The following is a 16,868-nucleotide window of genomic DNA, read 5'->3' on the forward strand; positions in this document are numbered from 1 at the left end:
GAATAAATTATTTGATTGAATGTTACCTGCGATCTAAAAAGATTTCGAATGAACGCAAAGTGAGACAATATCTTAAAGTTTGATTATTATTTTTTCTTATCCAATGACTTGTGTGAGCCGTCACAGTTGGGCTGTTTTTGAGATAGCCCACAAGTACAATCATTTAATCCCTTTCCATCGAGAATTTTCTGGATATATTTTCCGATCCTTGACTCTCGAGTTTTGGATTGTTTGGCTTGAGAAAAATAAAGAATGTATGCTCTTTGCCGTCCCGGTGTCAATGATTCAAAAGCAGTTTTAAAAGTAGGCATTTCATCGAATTTATTTTGAAGTTCTTCAGGAATTATGAATTCTTTATGCTCTTTCTTTTTCACTTTTAAACCGGCTTTTTCAACTTCAATGGCTTCATAAATATAGGCTTTCAAGATGGCTTCCATTTCAACTATTTCTTGAACATTGGTGAATCGAATCTGGCGCCCCGCCTGTACATTCTCCGTTGGTTGGATTAGAATCCCATGAGTATCCTGTAACAAGGCACCTTTGTGAAACGAAAGCGCACAATATTCTTTAAATCCATGTATTAAAACTATGTTTTTTTTCTCAAACGTGTAACAAGGATGCATCCATTTAAATTCTTCGGTTAGCTCACAGTCAAGAACGATATTTCTCAACTTCTCGTATTCTTCCTTCCACTTTTTGGCCGCATTTAAAAATTCATCGACCTTAGGATTCATTCTACTATTTGTCATCAAGGAACACTCCTTTGCAATTTTACAATTAGCTGACAGTCAAGAATGATTATTCTCAATTTCTCCGATTCTTTCTGTCATTTTTTGGCTGCCTTTAAAAATTTATCAAACTTGTATGGCTTTTTTTGGTGTTTATCCAGCATTAGTGGGCAGTAAGATTCTACCTTAAGACTTAGAGAGAGTCAAAGAAGATAAGAGTGGGATGAAAATCTCCCACTGATGGAAGTTTTACTTTATCCGAAGAGTGGATTGTTATGATGACGAAATAAGCAGGTTGGAGCGAACGGACGAGCTAAGGTCTCTCAGACACAGCTTCCAATTTAATTTCTTAAATGATTACCATCTATTTGATGTTTTTCTGAATTCTTGATATAGTTAAATAGGGAACAGATGTTCCGCTTGGCTATCAAAGTGAGCAAAGCATTTTATAGCTTGTACCACATACAAAAAAACAATTCTATCAATGAGTTGTTCTAATTCAAGCAGGGAAATTAAGATATAGAAACGAATGTTTTGCACTGTATTTCAAAAAATTTTGATTGAGGAGGAATTATTCATGTATGTAACAATTTCAGATTTTATTAATGAATGGAATAGGGAAGCATTACTAACCCAAAAAGTTTTGGATGGTTTGACAGATGAATCATTACAACAACAAGTTTATACAGAAGGTCGTACTTTGGGAAGGATTGCGTGGCATTTTACAACAAGTATTCCAGAGTATTTAGCTCATTTCGGGTTGAAGATTGATGGAGTAGAAAATGCAGAAAGTGTACCAACTTCAGCGAAGGAAATTGCTGAAACCTTTAAAAAGATAAGTCTCGATGCAGCCAAAGTTATTGAAGAACAATGGACAGATGAATCTCTAAAGCAAATACAAGAAGCATTTGGAAGACAGGAATCAAACGCTACGATCCTAATGGGGCTAATTAAGCACATTGTTCATCATCGTGGACAAGTTACAGTTCTTATGCGTCAAGCAGGAATAAAACCATTTGGAGTTTATGGTCCACCAAAGGAAGATTGGATTCATTTAGGAGTGGAAAATCCGCCGCTTTAAAAGTTATAGTGCTACGGATTCATACTTTAACAAAGAATGGGAAACCTTTATAGTTTAGGTTTCCCTTAATTTTTGATGAAAGCATACAAGTTAGTAAAAGTGGCCATTAAATCGGCCACTTTTTTATGTATCAGCATGAAATTCAAAACCATTTTATAAATGAGCCGAAATCTCGGAATCTCCGTTGCCCGAACTATTTTTCTGATAGAACATACAATATACGGGTACCTTGTCGATTTGTGTTTCTTTGCTTAGAGCAAATCCGAATCCCCGGTACAAACTTACATTTTCTGCATTTACTCTAAAACTTGAGCTACACTACAAGTGAGGTGGAGAATATGAACGGATTCGAACGACGGAAACAGAACAAAATTGAGCAGATATACAGCTCCTCATTTGAATTGTTCTCCAAACATGGTTTTCGAAAGGTGAGCGTGAATGAAATCGCTCAAAATGCGAAGGTTTCTCCCTCTACCATTTATAACTACTTTGGAACAAAAGAACAGCTCTATACTGACATGCTTATGAATTGGATGGACAAACAGTTGGAGCAGTATGAGAAGATTCTGGATTCAGCGTGTTCCTTTCCTGAAAAGACGAAGGAAATCATGCTGCTGGAAGCTAAAAATTTACAAATTATATCGGATAATTTTCAGAAATCCCCATTCTCTGAGGGGAGTGGGTTGATGCAAAGGCTGAAGAGTTATAATGAGCGGAAAGTCATGCAATTATTTATGAAGTTTGTCGCGATTGGAAAGCAACAGGGCTACATTCATAGAGATCAAACAGAAGAGATAATTATGCTGTACTTCACGATGTACAAAAATGAGCTGGGGCGGCATTGGGAAGCGTCGAATCAAGAACGCATAACGAGGAGTATAGATCAATTGATAGATTTGTTTTTCTTTGGGTTGGTCGTAGGGAAGCCGAAGTAGTACGAAATCGGGAAGTTGATCGTCTGTCCCGTTACACAAAAACCGTATCACAAATAAGTGATACGGTTTTTGCTATTCGTTAAAAATCATAACAGTATAAAAATACATGAAGTTTGTCTTTCATTGAATCAAAATAAATTTCTTTTTCATTTATACGTTCAAAGTTTTGACTGTCATAAAATCCATAGTTGCATCTATTATCTGTATATAGATATAAGGATTTTACATCCATACTTTTCATATAATTATATAAATGGTTCATTAGAGCTTTTCCAACTCCAAGACCTCTAGATTCCCCTGATACAATAAATAACTGTATACAACCTTGAAAATCCTCTTCTTTTTCTTTTATAAGTTCTTTATATGCATCTTGAACCTTTGCGAATTCTTTTATGAATTTTTTATTTTCTTTATTGGCCATGAATACTTTAAGCATGCTATAGGCAAGACTTACAGTATTATGGGCTTTCTTTAAACGATTTTTGTCTTTTTTTGAATCGCCCAAAATAACACCAATAATCTTATTGTTTTTTTCTGCTACTTTGCTAAATGAACTTTCTAAAATACAACCTTGTAGATAGATGTTTAATATTGAATCTAAAAATTTCTTATCCTTAATAAATTCATTGAAGCCAAATGCTTCACCAATCAATGTTTTAACTGCTTCATAATCTTCTTTAACTAGGCTTCTATATATTACTTGATCCATGTCTATAAACTCCCTTTTACATAAGTAAATTTTCATTTCGTATTTTGTTGTAAATGCCTTATTATGATCATAAGGTCTCCCCTAAGAGGAGAGTCAACAAGGATGTAAGAAAATATATAAAGGAAGTGATTCGGGTGAAAAACTTATTTTCTATTGGGGAAGTTGCAAAAATGAAAGACATTACAATAAAAGCGTTAAGATATTATCACAAAATGGGAATTCTTATTCCAAGATATATTGATGAAACAACAGGTTATAGATATTATTCTATAGATCAATTTATTCACATAGATATTATAAAAAGCTGTAGAGAGTTAAGAACGAGTATAGTAGAACTTCAAGAGATTTTTAAGGATTGTGATACGGAGAAATTACTGCAATTTTTACAATTAAAAAGAGATGAAGCAGAAGAAAACATAAATAAAATGCAAGAAGTAATCAAAACCATTGATAGCTTACATATGAAGGTAGAGACTTCTAAAGCGATATTAAATAATGATGAAATATCTATTAAATCTTTGGAAGAGCGTTATGTAATTGTAGCACCATGTAAAGAAGTGGGGAGTTTACAGGAGTTACTTTATTATTCAGATTTAGAGAAAATCATTCAAGATAAAGAAGTAAAAATGTCGCTGGAAAGAGGAATCATATATAACTTTGATTCAGAGGGGGATGCAGAACCAAAATATGTTTTTAGTGGATTTCAAGGGAATTCTAATATAGAAGTGGAACAAAATATAAAAATATTACCAAAGGGAAAGTATTTAACTTTAGCCTATAGTAAAGAGAATGAGGAGGAACGTAGAAATAAAATAATTAAATATATAAAAGAATATAATTTAAAAGTTAAAAGTTTTATTGAGGTGGAGTTATTTAATGATTTCTTTAATACAGAATCGTATAGCTGTCAAATTCAAATGCTTATCGAAAATAATGAGTCAGTTGATGGTTAGGATATATGCAAGTTAAAAAAACAAAATTACCAAGATTCGTTTATCAACCGGCCTAATTTTTCATAAATAAGGAAATAATAGAAGCAAATAACTGTAAATATAGGAGGCCTTATTTATGAAACCCGATTTTTTACAAACCGTACACAAAGCCATTGGTAATATTGAACATATCCACATTGAAGAAAGTGGATCAGACAGTTTACTCATTCATCATAATGATGTACAAAAATTAGAACAAGTTGCTGAGACATTAGAAAATCAAAAATTCCATTCTACAATTAGGAACAATGGGGATACATCTTTTATTGAAGTGATAAACAGATGAAAAAAGTTCGGTTATATGCCGAACTTTTTCCTATTTTTAAATCGAAACTTGGAATTCTTCTGCATATATAGCCGTTCCAGAGATTTCAAGTACGGCGAACCGAAACCTGGTCCGGTAAAAGAACGGAAGATTTTTATCGCCGATGTCAAGATCGGAAGCGAACAGGCGACTTACCAGGATATGGTGACCAGAGATGATTCCTCCAAAAAGTAAAATGGGTCATTTTCGGAATCATTTTTATAAAAATTAGCGCTCATCTGTGCATGATGGAGTGCTTTTTTATTTTCTTTTCTTTTCATTACTATATCAATTCCGGTTACGTTAACTTTCATTCGTATGTAATTAAGTAATATGATGAACAAAGGATTATACAAATATTTGGTAAAACAAAGTATACTTTATGTAGATGCATTATATTTAATAAATTTGATTAGGAGTGATTTACATATTTAGGAGAAATGCAAAAAGGATACTTATATCATTATTAACAAACCCAATATTAATAATTGGATACTGGATTTTTTGTTATGAGTTAGCTTCATTCTGTAAGTATGGAAGAATGAATTATAATATTTATATTTTATTATTATGTTTAGTATTTTTTATATCTGTAATTACATTTACTACAATGAGAATTATAAAAGATAGAGAATATGAATCTAAAAAATTAACTAATTTAACTGCATGGAAATACATTTCTATTATCATTCTTGTTGTAATCACATCATTTTATGGGGTGCAGATTTATAAAAGTGCAGTAAATTATAATGGCAAACTTGCATGGTTTATAGAAAAATTAAAACATGAAAGATCAGTTAAATTTGAACATAACAACATATATCAATATGGAGTAGAAGGTATTTTTGAAGATATAAATAAAAAATATCCTTTGCCAAAGAAATTATATATGGCAAGTGATTTCGACCTTACATTTAATTCAGATGGAACAATTACAGCATTTGATACATTTGTTTATGGGAAAAATGCTCACGGGAAAGAGGAAACTTATTTAATAGCCTATGATAAGAAGAAGTCACAAGATATTACTGTAATACGAAATGGATATGCAAATCCTGATTATGATGATGATAAACTAGTAGAACCTCTAATTAAAACGGTTAAGGCTATTCCAGTTAAGCAAACAGTTAGTAAGTGGAATGAAAGTAAGTATGGATTAATTTATTATGGAAAAAGAAATTGGGGATACAATACAGAGGGAATTATTAATATTAATGAGGATGGTAAGGAGCATAAGCTTGAAGAAGCAACTTCTGAAATAATTGGATATACAGTATCCATATTTGTCCCTGGAAAAGAGAAGGAGATAATACCTGCTAGATATAACTTAATAGGTGATCCGAATTGGAGTAAACCAAATACGAATCCAAAGCAAAAGAGTTCTAAAGAGAAGCAACAAGATGTAACGAATAACAAGGAACAGTTTTACCTATCAAAAGAAGTTGGTTATAAACTAAATATGACAGATAAAGCACTAGGAAGTACGTTTTATTCACTAAGCAAGACTATTGATGGAGGTAAAACATGGGAGGTTATAAATACAGACCCATTCATTGGAGGAATTGGTAGTGTATCAGGAATAACTTTTATAAATGATAAACTTGGATTTTTAGGAGCAGTTAGACCTTCTGGTACTGAGGGAGAGTTATACCGTACAGATGATGGGGGCATATCTTTTAAAAAGGTAAATTATCCACCTCATGAAGTGAAATTAGATACTACACAGTCTATAATAAGTCCTTTTGATTCTCCAGGTATGCTTTATGAGAAAGATGGAGTTTTTAATATGTTAGTTGGACAAGGAGCAGATGGGGACTATAATGGCGATAGCAGTGCACTTTATCAATCAAAAGATAAAGGAGAAACATGGGAATTTGTAAAAGAAGTAAAAAAATAGTTAGAGTTAGTACTAGAATTAAATAATGATATATTATTGATGAAATGAATAGTAAGATAAGAAAAGCATTTGAAGTAAATGTTGACATATGTTTTTGAGTAGGAAAAAAGAGATAAATAGAATGATCTCCGTTGTAGGTGTAACACTGAACCGTATCACAAATAAAGGAAAAGTAGAAATAGCCCATGAAGAAAATCTTCATGGGCTATTTATCTACTTCTGTAGCAAGAATGATGTTAATAGGGATAGAAGCTGTATCTATACTTGAAAGCGCAAAGTAGATTCCAACATTTTGGCAATTGTTTTACTTTGATATACATCTCGTATATTCTCCATGAATCATTTGTACGTTTTGGATGGCTTGTCTAATTCAGAACTATACTGATGATCCCACCACATAATGGTCGTATGAGCCATTGATAACCCTCGTTATTCCATCATTTCCACAAGATTACGAAAATTTTACATTGGATTTACGCTCTATTAAATTTTGTCGCTTACGATTAAGTGGAAAAGCAAATTTGATTCTGAAGGGGGAATTTAAAATAAAGCTCGACCGTTTGTGATAAAGTTGCACCGTTTATAAAAAAGATTGATTTAAATACAGTACATATCTTATAAGAACGTTGATAAAACAAGACTTATGAACATTTTTTCTCGAACTTTATTCTAAATTATATGGTCTGAAACATCAGAGGGGTTTTGATCAACCTTTTTTCAAAAAATAAAGTGAAACTTCCATCAGTGGGGGTCTTCTTCATCCCACACTGATGGAAAGCTCTCACCAATCGGGCATTAACGGGCAGTTATTCCCTCCTTTCTTCTTTGCTTTTCTCTCAATCTTGAGGTGGGGGTCTTACTGCCCGTTAATGCGGGGTAAAACGAAGTCTTGTTGATAAATCAACGTTCATAGCGTATTTTTAATCAAAATTTTTTACAAGGCAACAAAGGAAGAGCGAATAAAAAATGAAAAGAGCGGAACGGAAAAGGTAGCAGACGATATTCTACATGCTAAAGAAGGAGATAAAAAACGATGGAACGATTGATAGAAGCAGTAACGAAACGTTCTGTGCTGGTTATAATGTCGATCCTTCTGATTATGCTGTGGGGCGGGATTTCAGCTTATCAAATGCAGCGTGATTACATGCCTGCCATTAACAATTCGACCTTGATGATTACGGTAAGGGCGGAGAACTTTGATGCCAATCAGGTGAAAAGCGATGTTGCAAGTACGGTGGAAAAAGCTGTGAGAGGAATAGATGGGCTTCAATATCTAGAAACCAACTCCTATGATGGAGGGTTGTTTGCCAGTCTTTATTTTCCGCTCAATTTTGACGTGCAAAAGGCGGAACAGGAGATTATTCAAGCCTTGAACAGTTATCAGTTTCCAGCAGGAGTCGAAAAACCGGTGGTCACGAGAGTCAGTACTCACTCTTTTCCTATGATGAGAATCGGATTAGTAAGTAAAGGGACAGCGACCGACGAGAAACAGCTTCGCACAGAAATCCAAACAAAGGTAGCAAAGGAGCTGGAGTATGTTCCGGGGGTAAAAGAAGTACGCCTTACGGGGACAGGACAGAAAGGTTATGTCGTAACGGTCCGCATGAATGAATTGAAAAAAAACGGGCTGACGTTGAAAGACGTCGAGAAAGCGTTGTCTTCCGCCAATACGGTATGGCCGAAAGGAAAGATTCAGAGTCAGCAGGCTCTAATTCCGATTCAAGTAACAGGCGAGACTATCAATCCTGAGCTGCTGAAGCAGATAAAGATAAGCAATGCTGAGGGCAAATCGGTAGATCTCTCCTCTGTGGCCGATGTATCCGAAGGCATGGTAGATCTAAAGACGATTTCGCGAACGGACGGTAAACCGAGCGTCCTTATCGATGTGCTGAAAACGCCCTCCTCCGATGTGACAGATGTATCGAATCGAATTAAACAACGGGTGAATGAAGTCCAGGCGAAACTGCCCGAAGACGTGCAGATGAACATCCTTTATGATTACGGGGCTCAAGTTCAAAAGTCTCTTTTTGGTCTGCTAAAGGAAGGGGTATTGGGCAGTTTGTTTGCCATGATTTGTGTTTTTGCTTTTCTTCGCCATGTTCGGGCTACATTGCTGATCGCCTTGACGCTGCCAATTTGTTTCTTGGTGACAACCGGCTTTCTAAAGGCAATGGACATTACCCTGAATATGCTCACTGTATCCGGTTTGGTGGTGGCGATGGGCCGAGTCGTCGATGATTCAATTGTTATTTTGGACAATATCTATCGTCGGGTGAAGGAGACTGGAAGAAAGGCTACGATTCCTGTCATTGCAGGAGCTGTAAAGGAAATGATTCCAGCGATTGTTTCCTCAACGGCAACAACAGTGGCTGTGTTTATCCCTATCGCTTTAGTTGGAGGGATGATTAGTGCCGCATTCTCAACATTCGCCTGGTCGGTGGTGATTGCGCTAGTAACCTCCTTGGTAGTGTCACTAGTAGTGATACCGGGTCTGTCGCTATTTTGGTTGAATAAAGGTTCCCTCAAGGGGGACAGCAAACGGATGGAAAACATTCTTCACCGTATGCTTAGTTGGGCACTGCCACGCAAGAAGACAGTGACAGCGGTTTGTGCAGGGGTGTTTTCTGTTACAGTGGTTGCAGCGCTGCTCCTGCCCGCTAATGTTTTGCCAATGGGACGTTCGGGGGAAATCAATATTGAGGTGGAGCTCCCGGAAAATAGTTCCCTATCCCAGGTTAATGCTGAGGTGAAAAAGATTGAAGATGTGCTAGGCAAGGAGCCTGCTATTGATACCTTTTCGGCTACGATTGGCTCCAATTTTCTGCCTCAATTTGACGATGTGTTTGATGAAGGTGGAGGCTGGATTCCACGCAATAATGTAGCTAACATCACTGTCGCGGTGAAAAAGGGAACAGATGTGGAAGCCTACTCGGAGATACTGACCAAAAAAGTCAAAGCTATCCCGAGCAAAGCGTTGTTTACGGTCACGAATATGAATATCTCCGGGGACGACTCGAGGTTGAAGGTGGTTCTTACAGGAGCGGATACCGCTACGCTGGAACAACAGGCGCGAGTTATCCAAAGCAAGATGAAGTTAGTACAGGGCTTAAGTGTGGAAGGGGCAGCGGATAACGATGACAGCAACTCTATTTACCTATTAAACATTAATCGAGATGAGCTTCAGCGTACTGGAATTAAAGTGGAGGATGTCCTAGAGCGGATCAAGCCTTATCTTTCTCAAGGGGAAAAGCTCTCGGTCCAAATCAATTCTGGAGAAGTTCCGATTATCCTGGAAAATGATGCGGTCACTTCAGTGGAAGCCGTACCTGTGGCAGCAGATGCTACCGTCCTGCCGGGACAAAACATCATTGACGCATTAGCCAATGAAACTTTTACCGCAACGGATGGAAGCGTTGTCGCTCTTAACAAGTTGGCAACCCTTCAGCACAATTTTCGCAATCCGGTTATCCGTGAACGGGATGGGCATCCTTTTGCAGTCGTATCGGCTGATGTTATCTCAAGGAATGTGGGAGAGGTCACTGACCAAGTGGAGCACATTTTGAAGGATGTGCAAATGCCGCCGGGAGTTACGTATACCTTTGGCGGAATTTCGGAACAGGTGAAGCAAATGGTGGTCGAAACGGCTATCGCGTTGGGGATATCGACGCTGTTGGTTCTCCTTATCGTCAGTACTTTTTTCCGAGGCTGGAAGGTTCCGATGTCTGTTCTCGTCTGCATCCCTTTAGCCTTGATCGGTTCCGTCTGGGGGCTGATTCTATTCGGTAAAGAGTGGAATTTGAGCGCTTTTGTCGGGCTGTTGATGCTCACCGGAATTGTTGTGACTAACGGAATCGTACTTGTGGACAAAATCGAACGGAACTTCAGGGAAGGAATGACTCCGCGAGATGCTGTACTGCGAGGTACACTGACACGGATTCGTCCCGTTTTAATGACAGCGGGTACAACCATCTTAACGGTCCTTCCCCTATGTTTTACGTCCGGAGGCGACACGATTGTGACGCAGACTCTCGGAATTGTGGTTGTAGGGGGTATGCTCACATCAACATGCATTAGCTTGTTTATCATCCCTATCATGTATGAATGGATGAATCGGAAATCAGCACTTGATTCAGGAAAAATCGTGGAAGTTGAACAAGTTATATAGTTTTGCACATACAAAATCTTGGTAAGGAGTGAGAATATGAAAACGAAATGGAAGAAGTGGATGGGGGTAACTTTGGCTGTAAGTTTGACATTCGGTGGAGGAACAGCGGCTTTGGCTGCTTATAACCAATTCCCTTGGGGAGCGCAAATTGAAAAACCAGCAAACGGCTGGACCATCACGCCCGCCGGAAAACAAGTGAAGTTGGGTGATAAGCCTTTCGCTTCAGTCATGAGCCCGGATGGAAAAACCATTTTGTACGCCAACAGTGGAACATCCATCCATTCCATGATGGTCGTTGATGTGAAGAGCGGGGAGGTCATTCAAACTCTGGAGTACAAATATCCAGAATCCCTGACTTGGGGTGTCACCTATAGTCCTGATGGCAAACATGTGTATGCTACTACCGGAGGCAATCAAAAGATTCGCGTCTATGATGTCGAGGGACAGCGTCTAACGGAAAAGCAGCCGATTGTACTACCGAAAAATGTGGATTTCTTCCCGGCGGGACTGGACATTTCAAAGGACGGTAAGTTCTTGTACGTGGCCAATAACCTGAATGATTCCATGTCGATCATTGATGTCCAAACCGGACAGGTCACCAAAACGATTCCGGTTGGGCATAATCCTTACACTGTTAAGCTTTCCAATGACGGTGGGTTTGCGTATGTAAGCAACTGGGGCGGGAATACGGTTTCGGTCATAGATACGGTAACAGGAGAAGCGGTGGATCAGATCAAAGTCGGTTCCCATCCGAGCGCCCTGAAGTTAAGTGCAAATGGAAAACTTATGTATGTTACCAACAGTGATAGCGATAGCATTTCTGTTATTGACACCGAGACACGCAAGGTGCAGCAAACGATTGATCTCTCTCCTTACAAAGGTGCACAAGAAGGAAGCAGTCCCAACGCAATGGCCGTGTCTGAGGATGGAGAGAAACTTTATGTGGCCAACGCTGGTAATAACGATGTAGTCGTCATCGATACTAAACACGGAAAGATCGAGGGGATGATTCCAACCGGCTGGTATCCGTCTGCAGTGGAGGTTTCCAAGGATGGAGAGCAGCTGTTTGTAGCCAATGCTAAAGGATTCGGAGCCGGTCCTAACCCGAATGGTCCAGATCCTACCATTAAAAAGACTGTTCCGGATGATCAAAAAACCTCCTCGATGACGAAAGGAACACTTTCCATCATCGATGTGCCGGACAAAGGGCAGCTTAACAAGTATACAAAGCAGGTAGTTGAGAACAACGGGTTTAATGAACGGGATAAGGTTCGCGTCAGTTCAAATGAGGCGAAGCAAGTTATTCCTCGCCATGTCGGGGATCCTTCCGAGATTAAGCATGTGATTTATATTTTGAAGGAAAACCGGACTTATGACCAAGTATTTGGTTCCTTGGAAAAAGGAAATGGGGATCCAAGCTTGAATCTGTTCGGGGATGAGTCGGCGCCGAATCACCGGGAGTTGGCCCGCCAATTCAGCACGATCGACAATTTTTATGCGGATGCTGATGTTTCTGCGGATGGCTGGAATTGGTCCACGGCAGCTATGGCCAATTCGTATACGCAAAAGACTTGGCCTCATTGGTACGGCGGACGGGCACGTGATTATGATTGGGAAGGCGAAAACAAGTTATCTACGGCACCAAGCGATAATGTTGATAATGCCTATTTATGGGACAGTCTGGACCAAGCTGGCATCGATTATCGCAATTACGGATTTTATGCTCGAAACGGCATAGCACCTTCTACGATGCCGAAGCTGGCAGCAAAAACAGATGCCGCTTACCCAGGCGATGGGTTGCATATCAAAGATCAGAAGAGAGCGGATGAGTGGTTAAGAGAGTTTAAGACTTTTGAAGAGGCAGGCAAGATGCCAACTGTCCAGTTTCTCCGATTGCCTAATGACCATACCGTCGGGACATCAGTAGGTAGACCAACTGCGAGAGCAATGATGGCGGATAACGATCTGGCGTTAGGTCGCATCGTAGAAGCTGTTTCGAACTCCGAATTTTGGAAGGATACAGCGATTTTCGTTACCGAGGACGATGCGCAAAATGGCTCCGATCACGTTGACTCTCACCGTACGCCAGCTCTTGTAATCAGCCCGTATACGCAAACGGGCAAGGTGGATTCTACGTTCTATACGACCACTTCCATGCTGCGCACGATGGAATTGATTGTTGGAGTACCGCCGATGACACAATTTGACGCAGCGGCAACTCCAATGGTAAATAGCTTTACGGATAAGCCGAATTATAAACCTTATAAGGCGATCGTTCCAAAGCAGTCACTTGACGAGCTAAATCCAAAGAATGCTCCAATGGCCGCCGAATCAGCCCAAATGAATCTTGAGGTCTCAGACAGCGCGTCTGAACCGCTGCTTAACGAAGCTATCTGGAAAAGCATCAAAGGCGCGGACAGCCAAATGCCTGAACCAAAATCAAACTTCCGTAAGCCAATACAGATCAATGGTGCAGAAGAAGCGGAAGATAAGGGCACAGTTAATTTTAAATGGTAGATTAGTATAGCCAAACGGCCGCTACTTTAGTAATACCGAACCATCGCCTGATTTTGAGACTAATCATCCAGTAAAGAGAAAAATGACTTGAGGCTACATATGTAGCAACTCAAGTCATTTTTCGTTTATCCCGCTATTCGTGGGCAGTAAGACCCCTACCTCAAGATTCAAAGATAAGCAAAGAAGCTAGGTGATGGATAACTGCTGGCATGTGCCCGATTGGGCGGGCTTTCCGTCAGTGGGGGATGAAGAAAACCCCCCGGAAGTTTCACTTTACGGTTAATTACGGAGAACTGTACCACAAATAAAAGAAAAAGAGAAATAGCCCATGAAGAAAATCTTCACGGGCTATTTATTTGCTTATGTAGTTAGAATAATAGCATTAGTTCGTTTTAAACTTAGGGTATGGGCCATATTCGTTATCGTATTCTTCACTATCCTGGCAAAAGAATACAATGAGAACGATACCACCGACGAAAGGAATAAGGCTCAGCAGTTGCCACCATCCGCTTCTTCCGGTATCGTGCAGTCTGCGAGCACCAACAGCTAAAGATGGTAATATGATCGCGATAGCATAAAGTAAGAAAGGTATTAAAAATACAATTGACATTGCCGAAAGGATTTCTAATACAATCGTGATAATGAAGTTAAAAAGGAAAAACATCCAGTATTCTTTACGACGAGCTCTTCCTTGAAATCCTGCATAGTTTTTAAATGCTTGTAAATACCATTGCATGCAAGGTTCCTCCTTGTTTAGCTTAATAATAATTATAAAATGGTAATATAACATTTCTTGGTAATACTGTCTAGACAATAAAAGGAAAACCTCAATTCTATAGAAAAAAACCTTAATTTCTTAAGGTTTCTCTTGGTTTTATATGAGTGCCCTCTAATCTCTACGCCGCCGACGTAGAGGTCTTATTTATCTTCTTTTTCTCTTTCCTCCTGTTCTTTCAACAACAAGTTCCGCAAAACATGCGCCCGGTAACTCTCCAATTTTCGTCCTTCATAATAATTAATCCCAAGCTTTTTCAACTCATACACGTACCAGCCTTTAGTTCCGTAATACATGTGAACATGCTCCTTTTGAATTTTTAACAGTATATGCTTGAGTATGAAAAGGAAAGCTTGTTTTACTTGCGAAAAATGTGGATTTTTCTGCAGATGTCACTTGTTTACTTTAAGGGAAATGGAAAATTTTGTGTGATAAAATAATAGAATCAAAGTATTGGAGGAATTAAGATGCCAGTTTACAACAAGTTAGTAAGAGATCGCATTCCAGAAATTATTGAAAGTAACGGAAAAACATGCACAATAAGAATTTTAGATGAACGAGAATACATAGAAGAAATACGTAAAAAAACACAAGAAGAGTTAGTAGAGTATGTAGAAGCAGAAACTCTGGAGCATAAAATAGAAGAACTAGCTGATTTATTAGAACTTGTAAACGCACTAGCACAGCATGAAGGCGTAATGATGGAAGACGTGGAGAAAGTTCGTAAAGAAAAGGCAGAAAAACGCGGTGGATTTGAAGAAAGGAATTTTTTGATTGAGGTAAGTGATAATTAAGTAGGATAGTTTATTAGTTACATATATATTTTCAATGAAAAAGCTCCTTCCACCTAAGAAGGAGCTTCTTTAAATTAAGCCGACTGCCTCTTAACTTTCTCTAACAACCCAGCCAAAATATGCGTACGATATGACTCTAGTTTTCTACCTTCATAGTAACGGATACCTAATTTTTTAAGTTCGTTTACATACCAACCTTTGCTACCGAAATGCATATAATCGCTTCCTTTCTTGTTTTGGGTTATTCTGATTGTATTTTTTGGCGGAATGATGAATTTCCATATGAAAGTAGTTAACTTCTCCGTCGAAGACATATATACTAGAAGTAGTATATGTTGAGGTGGCTTGAACAGCGTGATTATTGAAAAGCACGAAATTCAAATTGATCAGATTACGAGTGGGAAGGTCAATATTTTTACGTTTTATCGTAATAAAAAGCAAATTGACCACCAGTTTTTACAATTGCAGGAGCCTTCTCTTACTGCGAATTATTTTTTTCATTTTCATCTAGATGCGGAAAGTTTGCGTCTCTTGCATGAAGAGTTCCCAAGTATTTATCCGTACGATAAGAGAGAGAGTATTCTTGATTGGACGGATAAAATGAAGGATGAGTTAAAGCGCCTTATTCAAGCAGGAATGTGGAATAAGCGCGTTCGATTAGGTAATCGAATCGTAGAAGTTGTGTTTCTGTGGTGTGAAGAAGATATAGTGTGAAAAAGAAGCGGTCAGACGCTTCTTTTTTTAGCGTTGGAATAAGACAAGCTTTCCGCTTGAAGATGTGCAGCGGTGTGTGTGGTCATACAATTGTTTTTCTCGTAAAAGGGTTTCGCCTTTTGATTTTGCTTCTGTTTCAGTCGAAGCCTCAAATGATTCGTCTAGTACTTTGGAACCGTCTTTTTCGAAAACTGTTAGTGTGTATACGCCCATGAAATTCCCTCCAAAATAAATAATCAGAATGTTATAACTATTGTGTCATAAAATGAGCGATTATGCAAAAGAAATATGCGACATGATTGGTATTAAGTAAGATGAATTTTGTATCTATTTTATTTTTGAAGAAAAAGGTAGATAACCCTTTTTTTATCTTTTTTTCGACGAAATATGACAAAGTGAAAGTGTTTTATTTGTTATGATATTTTTGCAGAATTAGGGAAATATGCAATTACGAAAGCTTAATCCATTTAAAGGAATAATATTTAAAGCGTAATCGTTACAATGAAAGCATTTGTTTGTGCACAAATAGAAAAGAGGATGAATGAAGTGGAGAAAAATCATGACAAGTCTAAGCCAATCTCTCTTAATAAAGAACAAAATAGAATGGTGGAAATAGAGGAAAGTAAAACGAGTTTTTCAGATGTTGGCGGGAAGGAAGATAGGAAAAAGGAAAGTAAATCTCGGCGATATAACAAATGGTATATTTATTTGTTAATTACACTGTCTCTTACTCTCGTTTTCCGTGCCGGGAAATTATATAACCTTTATCATAAAACAGATGGAAATACGACGCCGAATATAAGTGAAGAAGAGAGAAAGGCTATTGCTGAATTTGACGAAAAAGAAGCTGAAAAATGGAAAAAGAAACTAGATGAATCATGGATGAGTATAACGCTATTACAGTTTCAAACATTTAAAGTGAGTGATGTTAGTGAAAATTCACTTCGGAGGATTGTAGCGGATCATTATGTGCCGATTGTACTAGAGAAGGCAGGGCAACCAAGTATGGAGAAATTAAAAAATTCACATCCCGTTAAAGCATATAAAGAAGGGGAAAATACTTACTTATCAGTACGAAGTGATGATAATAGCACTTTTATTTTAGAAATGTCAGGGCACACAGTGAATCATATTTACGGAGAAAACTGGGATAGTAGTGAGCAAGAAATGCAAAGATATCATGAATTACTTAATAAGTTGGAAACACAAGGTGAGGAAGCAAAAGTAAAATAAGGCTAAAGTATAAGCAGGAAAACG

At 38.2% G+C, this 16,868-nt stretch carries 16 protein-coding genes and 1 pseudogene; 10 read left to right on the forward strand and 7 right to left on the reverse strand.

Features of this window, described 5'->3' with window-relative positions; all coding sequences use genetic code 11:
- Window positions 1–86: 86 nt before the first annotated feature.
- On the reverse strand, window positions 87–749 hold the full coding sequence (locus CN326_RS02460; protein WP_098305882.1) for a DUF1801 domain-containing protein: 663 nt from the start codon (window positions 747–749) through the stop codon (window positions 87–89).
- A 556-nt stretch (window positions 750–1,305) separates the two neighbouring features.
- Here CN326_RS02460 and CN326_RS02465 point away from each other — a divergent pair.
- Together CN326_RS02465 and CN326_RS02470 are read left to right on the forward strand one after the other, a co-directional pair.
- Complete coding sequence (locus CN326_RS02465) at window positions 1,306–1,809, forward strand: DinB family protein (RefSeq protein ID WP_098305884.1); 504 nt, start codon at window positions 1,306–1,308, stop codon at window positions 1,807–1,809.
- A 338-nt stretch (window positions 1,810–2,147) separates the two neighbouring features.
- Window positions 2,148–2,744: a TetR/AcrR family transcriptional regulator gene (locus tag CN326_RS02470; protein ID WP_098305886.1), complete on the forward strand. Its 597-nt coding sequence runs from the start codon at window positions 2,148–2,150 to the stop codon at window positions 2,742–2,744.
- Window positions 2,745–2,823: 79 nt separating this feature from the next.
- Here the strand turns inward: CN326_RS02470 and CN326_RS02475 are convergent, their stop codons facing one another.
- On the reverse strand, window positions 2,824–3,453 hold the full coding sequence (locus tag CN326_RS02475; RefSeq protein WP_098305888.1) for a GNAT family N-acetyltransferase: 630 nt from the start codon (window positions 3,451–3,453) through the stop codon (window positions 2,824–2,826).
- Window positions 3,454–3,587: 134 nt separating this feature from the next.
- Here CN326_RS02475 and CN326_RS02480 point away from each other — a divergent pair, with 134 nt between their 5' ends.
- From CN326_RS02480 to CN326_RS02495, 3 genes are all read left to right on the forward strand, one after another.
- A complete protein-coding gene (locus tag CN326_RS02480; RefSeq protein ID WP_098305890.1) occupies window positions 3,588–4,406 on the forward strand; it encodes a MerR family transcriptional regulator in 819 nt (272 codons plus the stop codon).
- Window positions 4,407–4,521: 115 nt separating this feature from the next.
- Entirely contained in the window at window positions 4,522–4,731 is a 210-nt protein-coding gene (locus CN326_RS02485; RefSeq protein ID WP_098305892.1) for a hypothetical protein, read from the forward strand.
- A gap of 436 nt (window positions 4,732–5,167) precedes the next feature.
- Window positions 5,168–6,646, forward strand: a complete 1,479-nt coding sequence (locus tag CN326_RS02495; protein ID WP_098305896.1) for a WD40/YVTN/BNR-like repeat-containing protein — start codon at window positions 5,168–5,170, stop codon at window positions 6,644–6,646.
- Between the two features lie 302 nt (window positions 6,647–6,948).
- Here the strand turns inward: CN326_RS02495 and CN326_RS02500 are convergent.
- Window positions 6,949–7,108 (reverse strand): annotated as a pseudogene (locus CN326_RS02500) (IS6 family transposase); the annotation flags it as partial.
- A 571-nt stretch (window positions 7,109–7,679) separates the two neighbouring features.
- Between CN326_RS02500 and CN326_RS02505 the strand changes: the two are divergent.
- On the forward strand, window positions 7,680–10,811 hold the full coding sequence (locus CN326_RS02505; protein WP_098305898.1) for an efflux RND transporter permease subunit: 3,132 nt from the start codon (window positions 7,680–7,682) through the stop codon (window positions 10,809–10,811).
- A gap of 36 nt (window positions 10,812–10,847) precedes the next feature.
- Window positions 10,848–13,328 (forward strand): bifunctional YncE family protein/alkaline phosphatase family protein, encoded by a 2,481-nt coding sequence (locus CN326_RS02510; RefSeq protein WP_218007838.1) that lies wholly within the window; start codon window positions 10,848–10,850, stop codon window positions 13,326–13,328.
- 382 nt (window positions 13,329–13,710) lie between these two features.
- Here CN326_RS02510 and CN326_RS02515 read toward each other — a convergent pair whose 3' ends face one another.
- Window positions 13,711–14,064: a DUF805 domain-containing protein gene (locus tag CN326_RS02515; RefSeq protein ID WP_098305900.1), complete on the reverse strand. Its 354-nt coding sequence runs from the start codon at window positions 14,062–14,064 to the stop codon at window positions 13,711–13,713.
- 182 nt (window positions 14,065–14,246) lie between these two features.
- On the reverse strand, window positions 14,247–14,399 hold the full coding sequence (locus tag CN326_RS02520) for a YflJ family protein (RefSeq protein WP_098305902.1): 153 nt from the start codon (window positions 14,397–14,399) through the stop codon (window positions 14,247–14,249).
- A 171-nt stretch (window positions 14,400–14,570) separates the two neighbouring features.
- Between CN326_RS02520 and CN326_RS02525 the strand changes: the two genes are divergently transcribed.
- Window positions 14,571–14,897 (forward strand): nucleoside triphosphate pyrophosphohydrolase, encoded by a 327-nt coding sequence (locus tag CN326_RS02525; protein ID WP_098305904.1) that lies wholly within the window; start codon window positions 14,571–14,573, stop codon window positions 14,895–14,897.
- A 74-nt stretch (window positions 14,898–14,971) separates the two neighbouring features.
- Here the strand turns inward: CN326_RS02525 and CN326_RS25505 are convergent, their stop codons facing one another.
- A complete protein-coding gene (locus CN326_RS25505; RefSeq protein ID WP_483295624.1) occupies window positions 14,972–15,211 on the reverse strand; it encodes a YflJ family protein in 240 nt (79 codons plus the stop codon).
- A 40-nt stretch (window positions 15,212–15,251) separates the two neighbouring features.
- On the opposite strand from CN326_RS25505, the gene CN326_RS02535 reads away from it, so the two are divergent.
- Window positions 15,252–15,611, forward strand: coding sequence for a hypothetical protein (locus tag CN326_RS02535; protein ID WP_098305908.1), 360 nt, complete (start codon window positions 15,252–15,254; stop codon window positions 15,609–15,611).
- 27 nt (window positions 15,612–15,638) lie between these two features.
- Here CN326_RS02535 and CN326_RS02540 read toward each other — a convergent pair whose 3' ends face one another.
- A complete protein-coding gene (locus tag CN326_RS02540; RefSeq protein WP_098305910.1) occupies window positions 15,639–15,824 on the reverse strand; it encodes a YhzD family protein in 186 nt (61 codons plus the stop codon).
- A 333-nt stretch (window positions 15,825–16,157) separates the two neighbouring features.
- Between CN326_RS02540 and CN326_RS02545 the strand changes: the two genes are divergently transcribed.
- Window positions 16,158–16,844 carry a hypothetical protein gene (locus CN326_RS02545; RefSeq protein WP_098305912.1) on the forward strand — a complete coding sequence of 229 codons (687 nt, stop codon included), beginning with the start codon at window positions 16,158–16,160 and terminating at the stop codon, window positions 16,842–16,844.
- Window positions 16,845–16,868 lie beyond the last annotated feature (24 nt).

The organism is Bacillus sp. AFS018417 (genome assembly GCF_002560985.1).
Lineage (GTDB): Bacteria > Bacillota > Bacilli > Bacillales > Bacillaceae_G > Bacillus_A > Bacillus_A rhizoplanae.

Excerpts from the sequence above, each read along its gene's own strand:
- CN326_RS02460 (WP_098305882.1), bottom strand. The coding sequence starts at position 749 with ATGACAAATAGTAGAATGAATCCTAAGGTCGATGAATTTTTAAATGCG.
- CN326_RS02465 (WP_098305884.1), top strand. The coding sequence starts at position 1,306 with ATGTATGTAACAATTTCAGATTTTATTAATGAATGGAATAGGGAAGCA.
- CN326_RS02470 (WP_098305886.1), top strand. The coding sequence starts at position 2,148 with ATGAACGGATTCGAACGACGGAAACAGAACAAAATTGAGCAGATATAC.
- CN326_RS02475 (WP_098305888.1), bottom strand. The coding sequence starts at position 3,453 with ATGGATCAAGTAATATATAGAAGCCTAGTTAAAGAAGATTATGAAGCA.
- CN326_RS02485 (WP_098305892.1), top strand. The coding sequence starts at position 4,522 with ATGAAACCCGATTTTTTACAAACCGTACACAAAGCCATTGGTAATATT.
- CN326_RS02505 (WP_098305898.1), top strand. The coding sequence starts at position 7,680 with ATGGAACGATTGATAGAAGCAGTAACGAAACGTTCTGTGCTGGTTATA.
- CN326_RS02510 (WP_218007838.1), top strand. The coding sequence starts at position 10,848 with ATGAAAACGAAATGGAAGAAGTGGATGGGGGTAACTTTGGCTGTAAGT.
- CN326_RS02515 (WP_098305900.1), bottom strand. The coding sequence starts at position 14,064 with ATGCAATGGTATTTACAAGCATTTAAAAACTATGCAGGATTTCAAGGA.
- CN326_RS02520 (WP_098305902.1), bottom strand. The coding sequence starts at position 14,399 with ATGTATTACGGAACTAAAGGCTGGTACGTGTATGAGTTGAAAAAGCTT.
- CN326_RS02525 (WP_098305904.1), top strand. The coding sequence starts at position 14,571 with ATGCCAGTTTACAACAAGTTAGTAAGAGATCGCATTCCAGAAATTATT.
- CN326_RS25505 (WP_483295624.1), bottom strand. The coding sequence starts at position 15,211 with ATGTCTTCGACGGAGAAGTTAACTACTTTCATATGGAAATTCATCATT.
- CN326_RS02540 (WP_098305910.1), bottom strand. The coding sequence starts at position 15,824 with ATGGGCGTATACACACTAACAGTTTTCGAAAAAGACGGTTCCAAAGTA.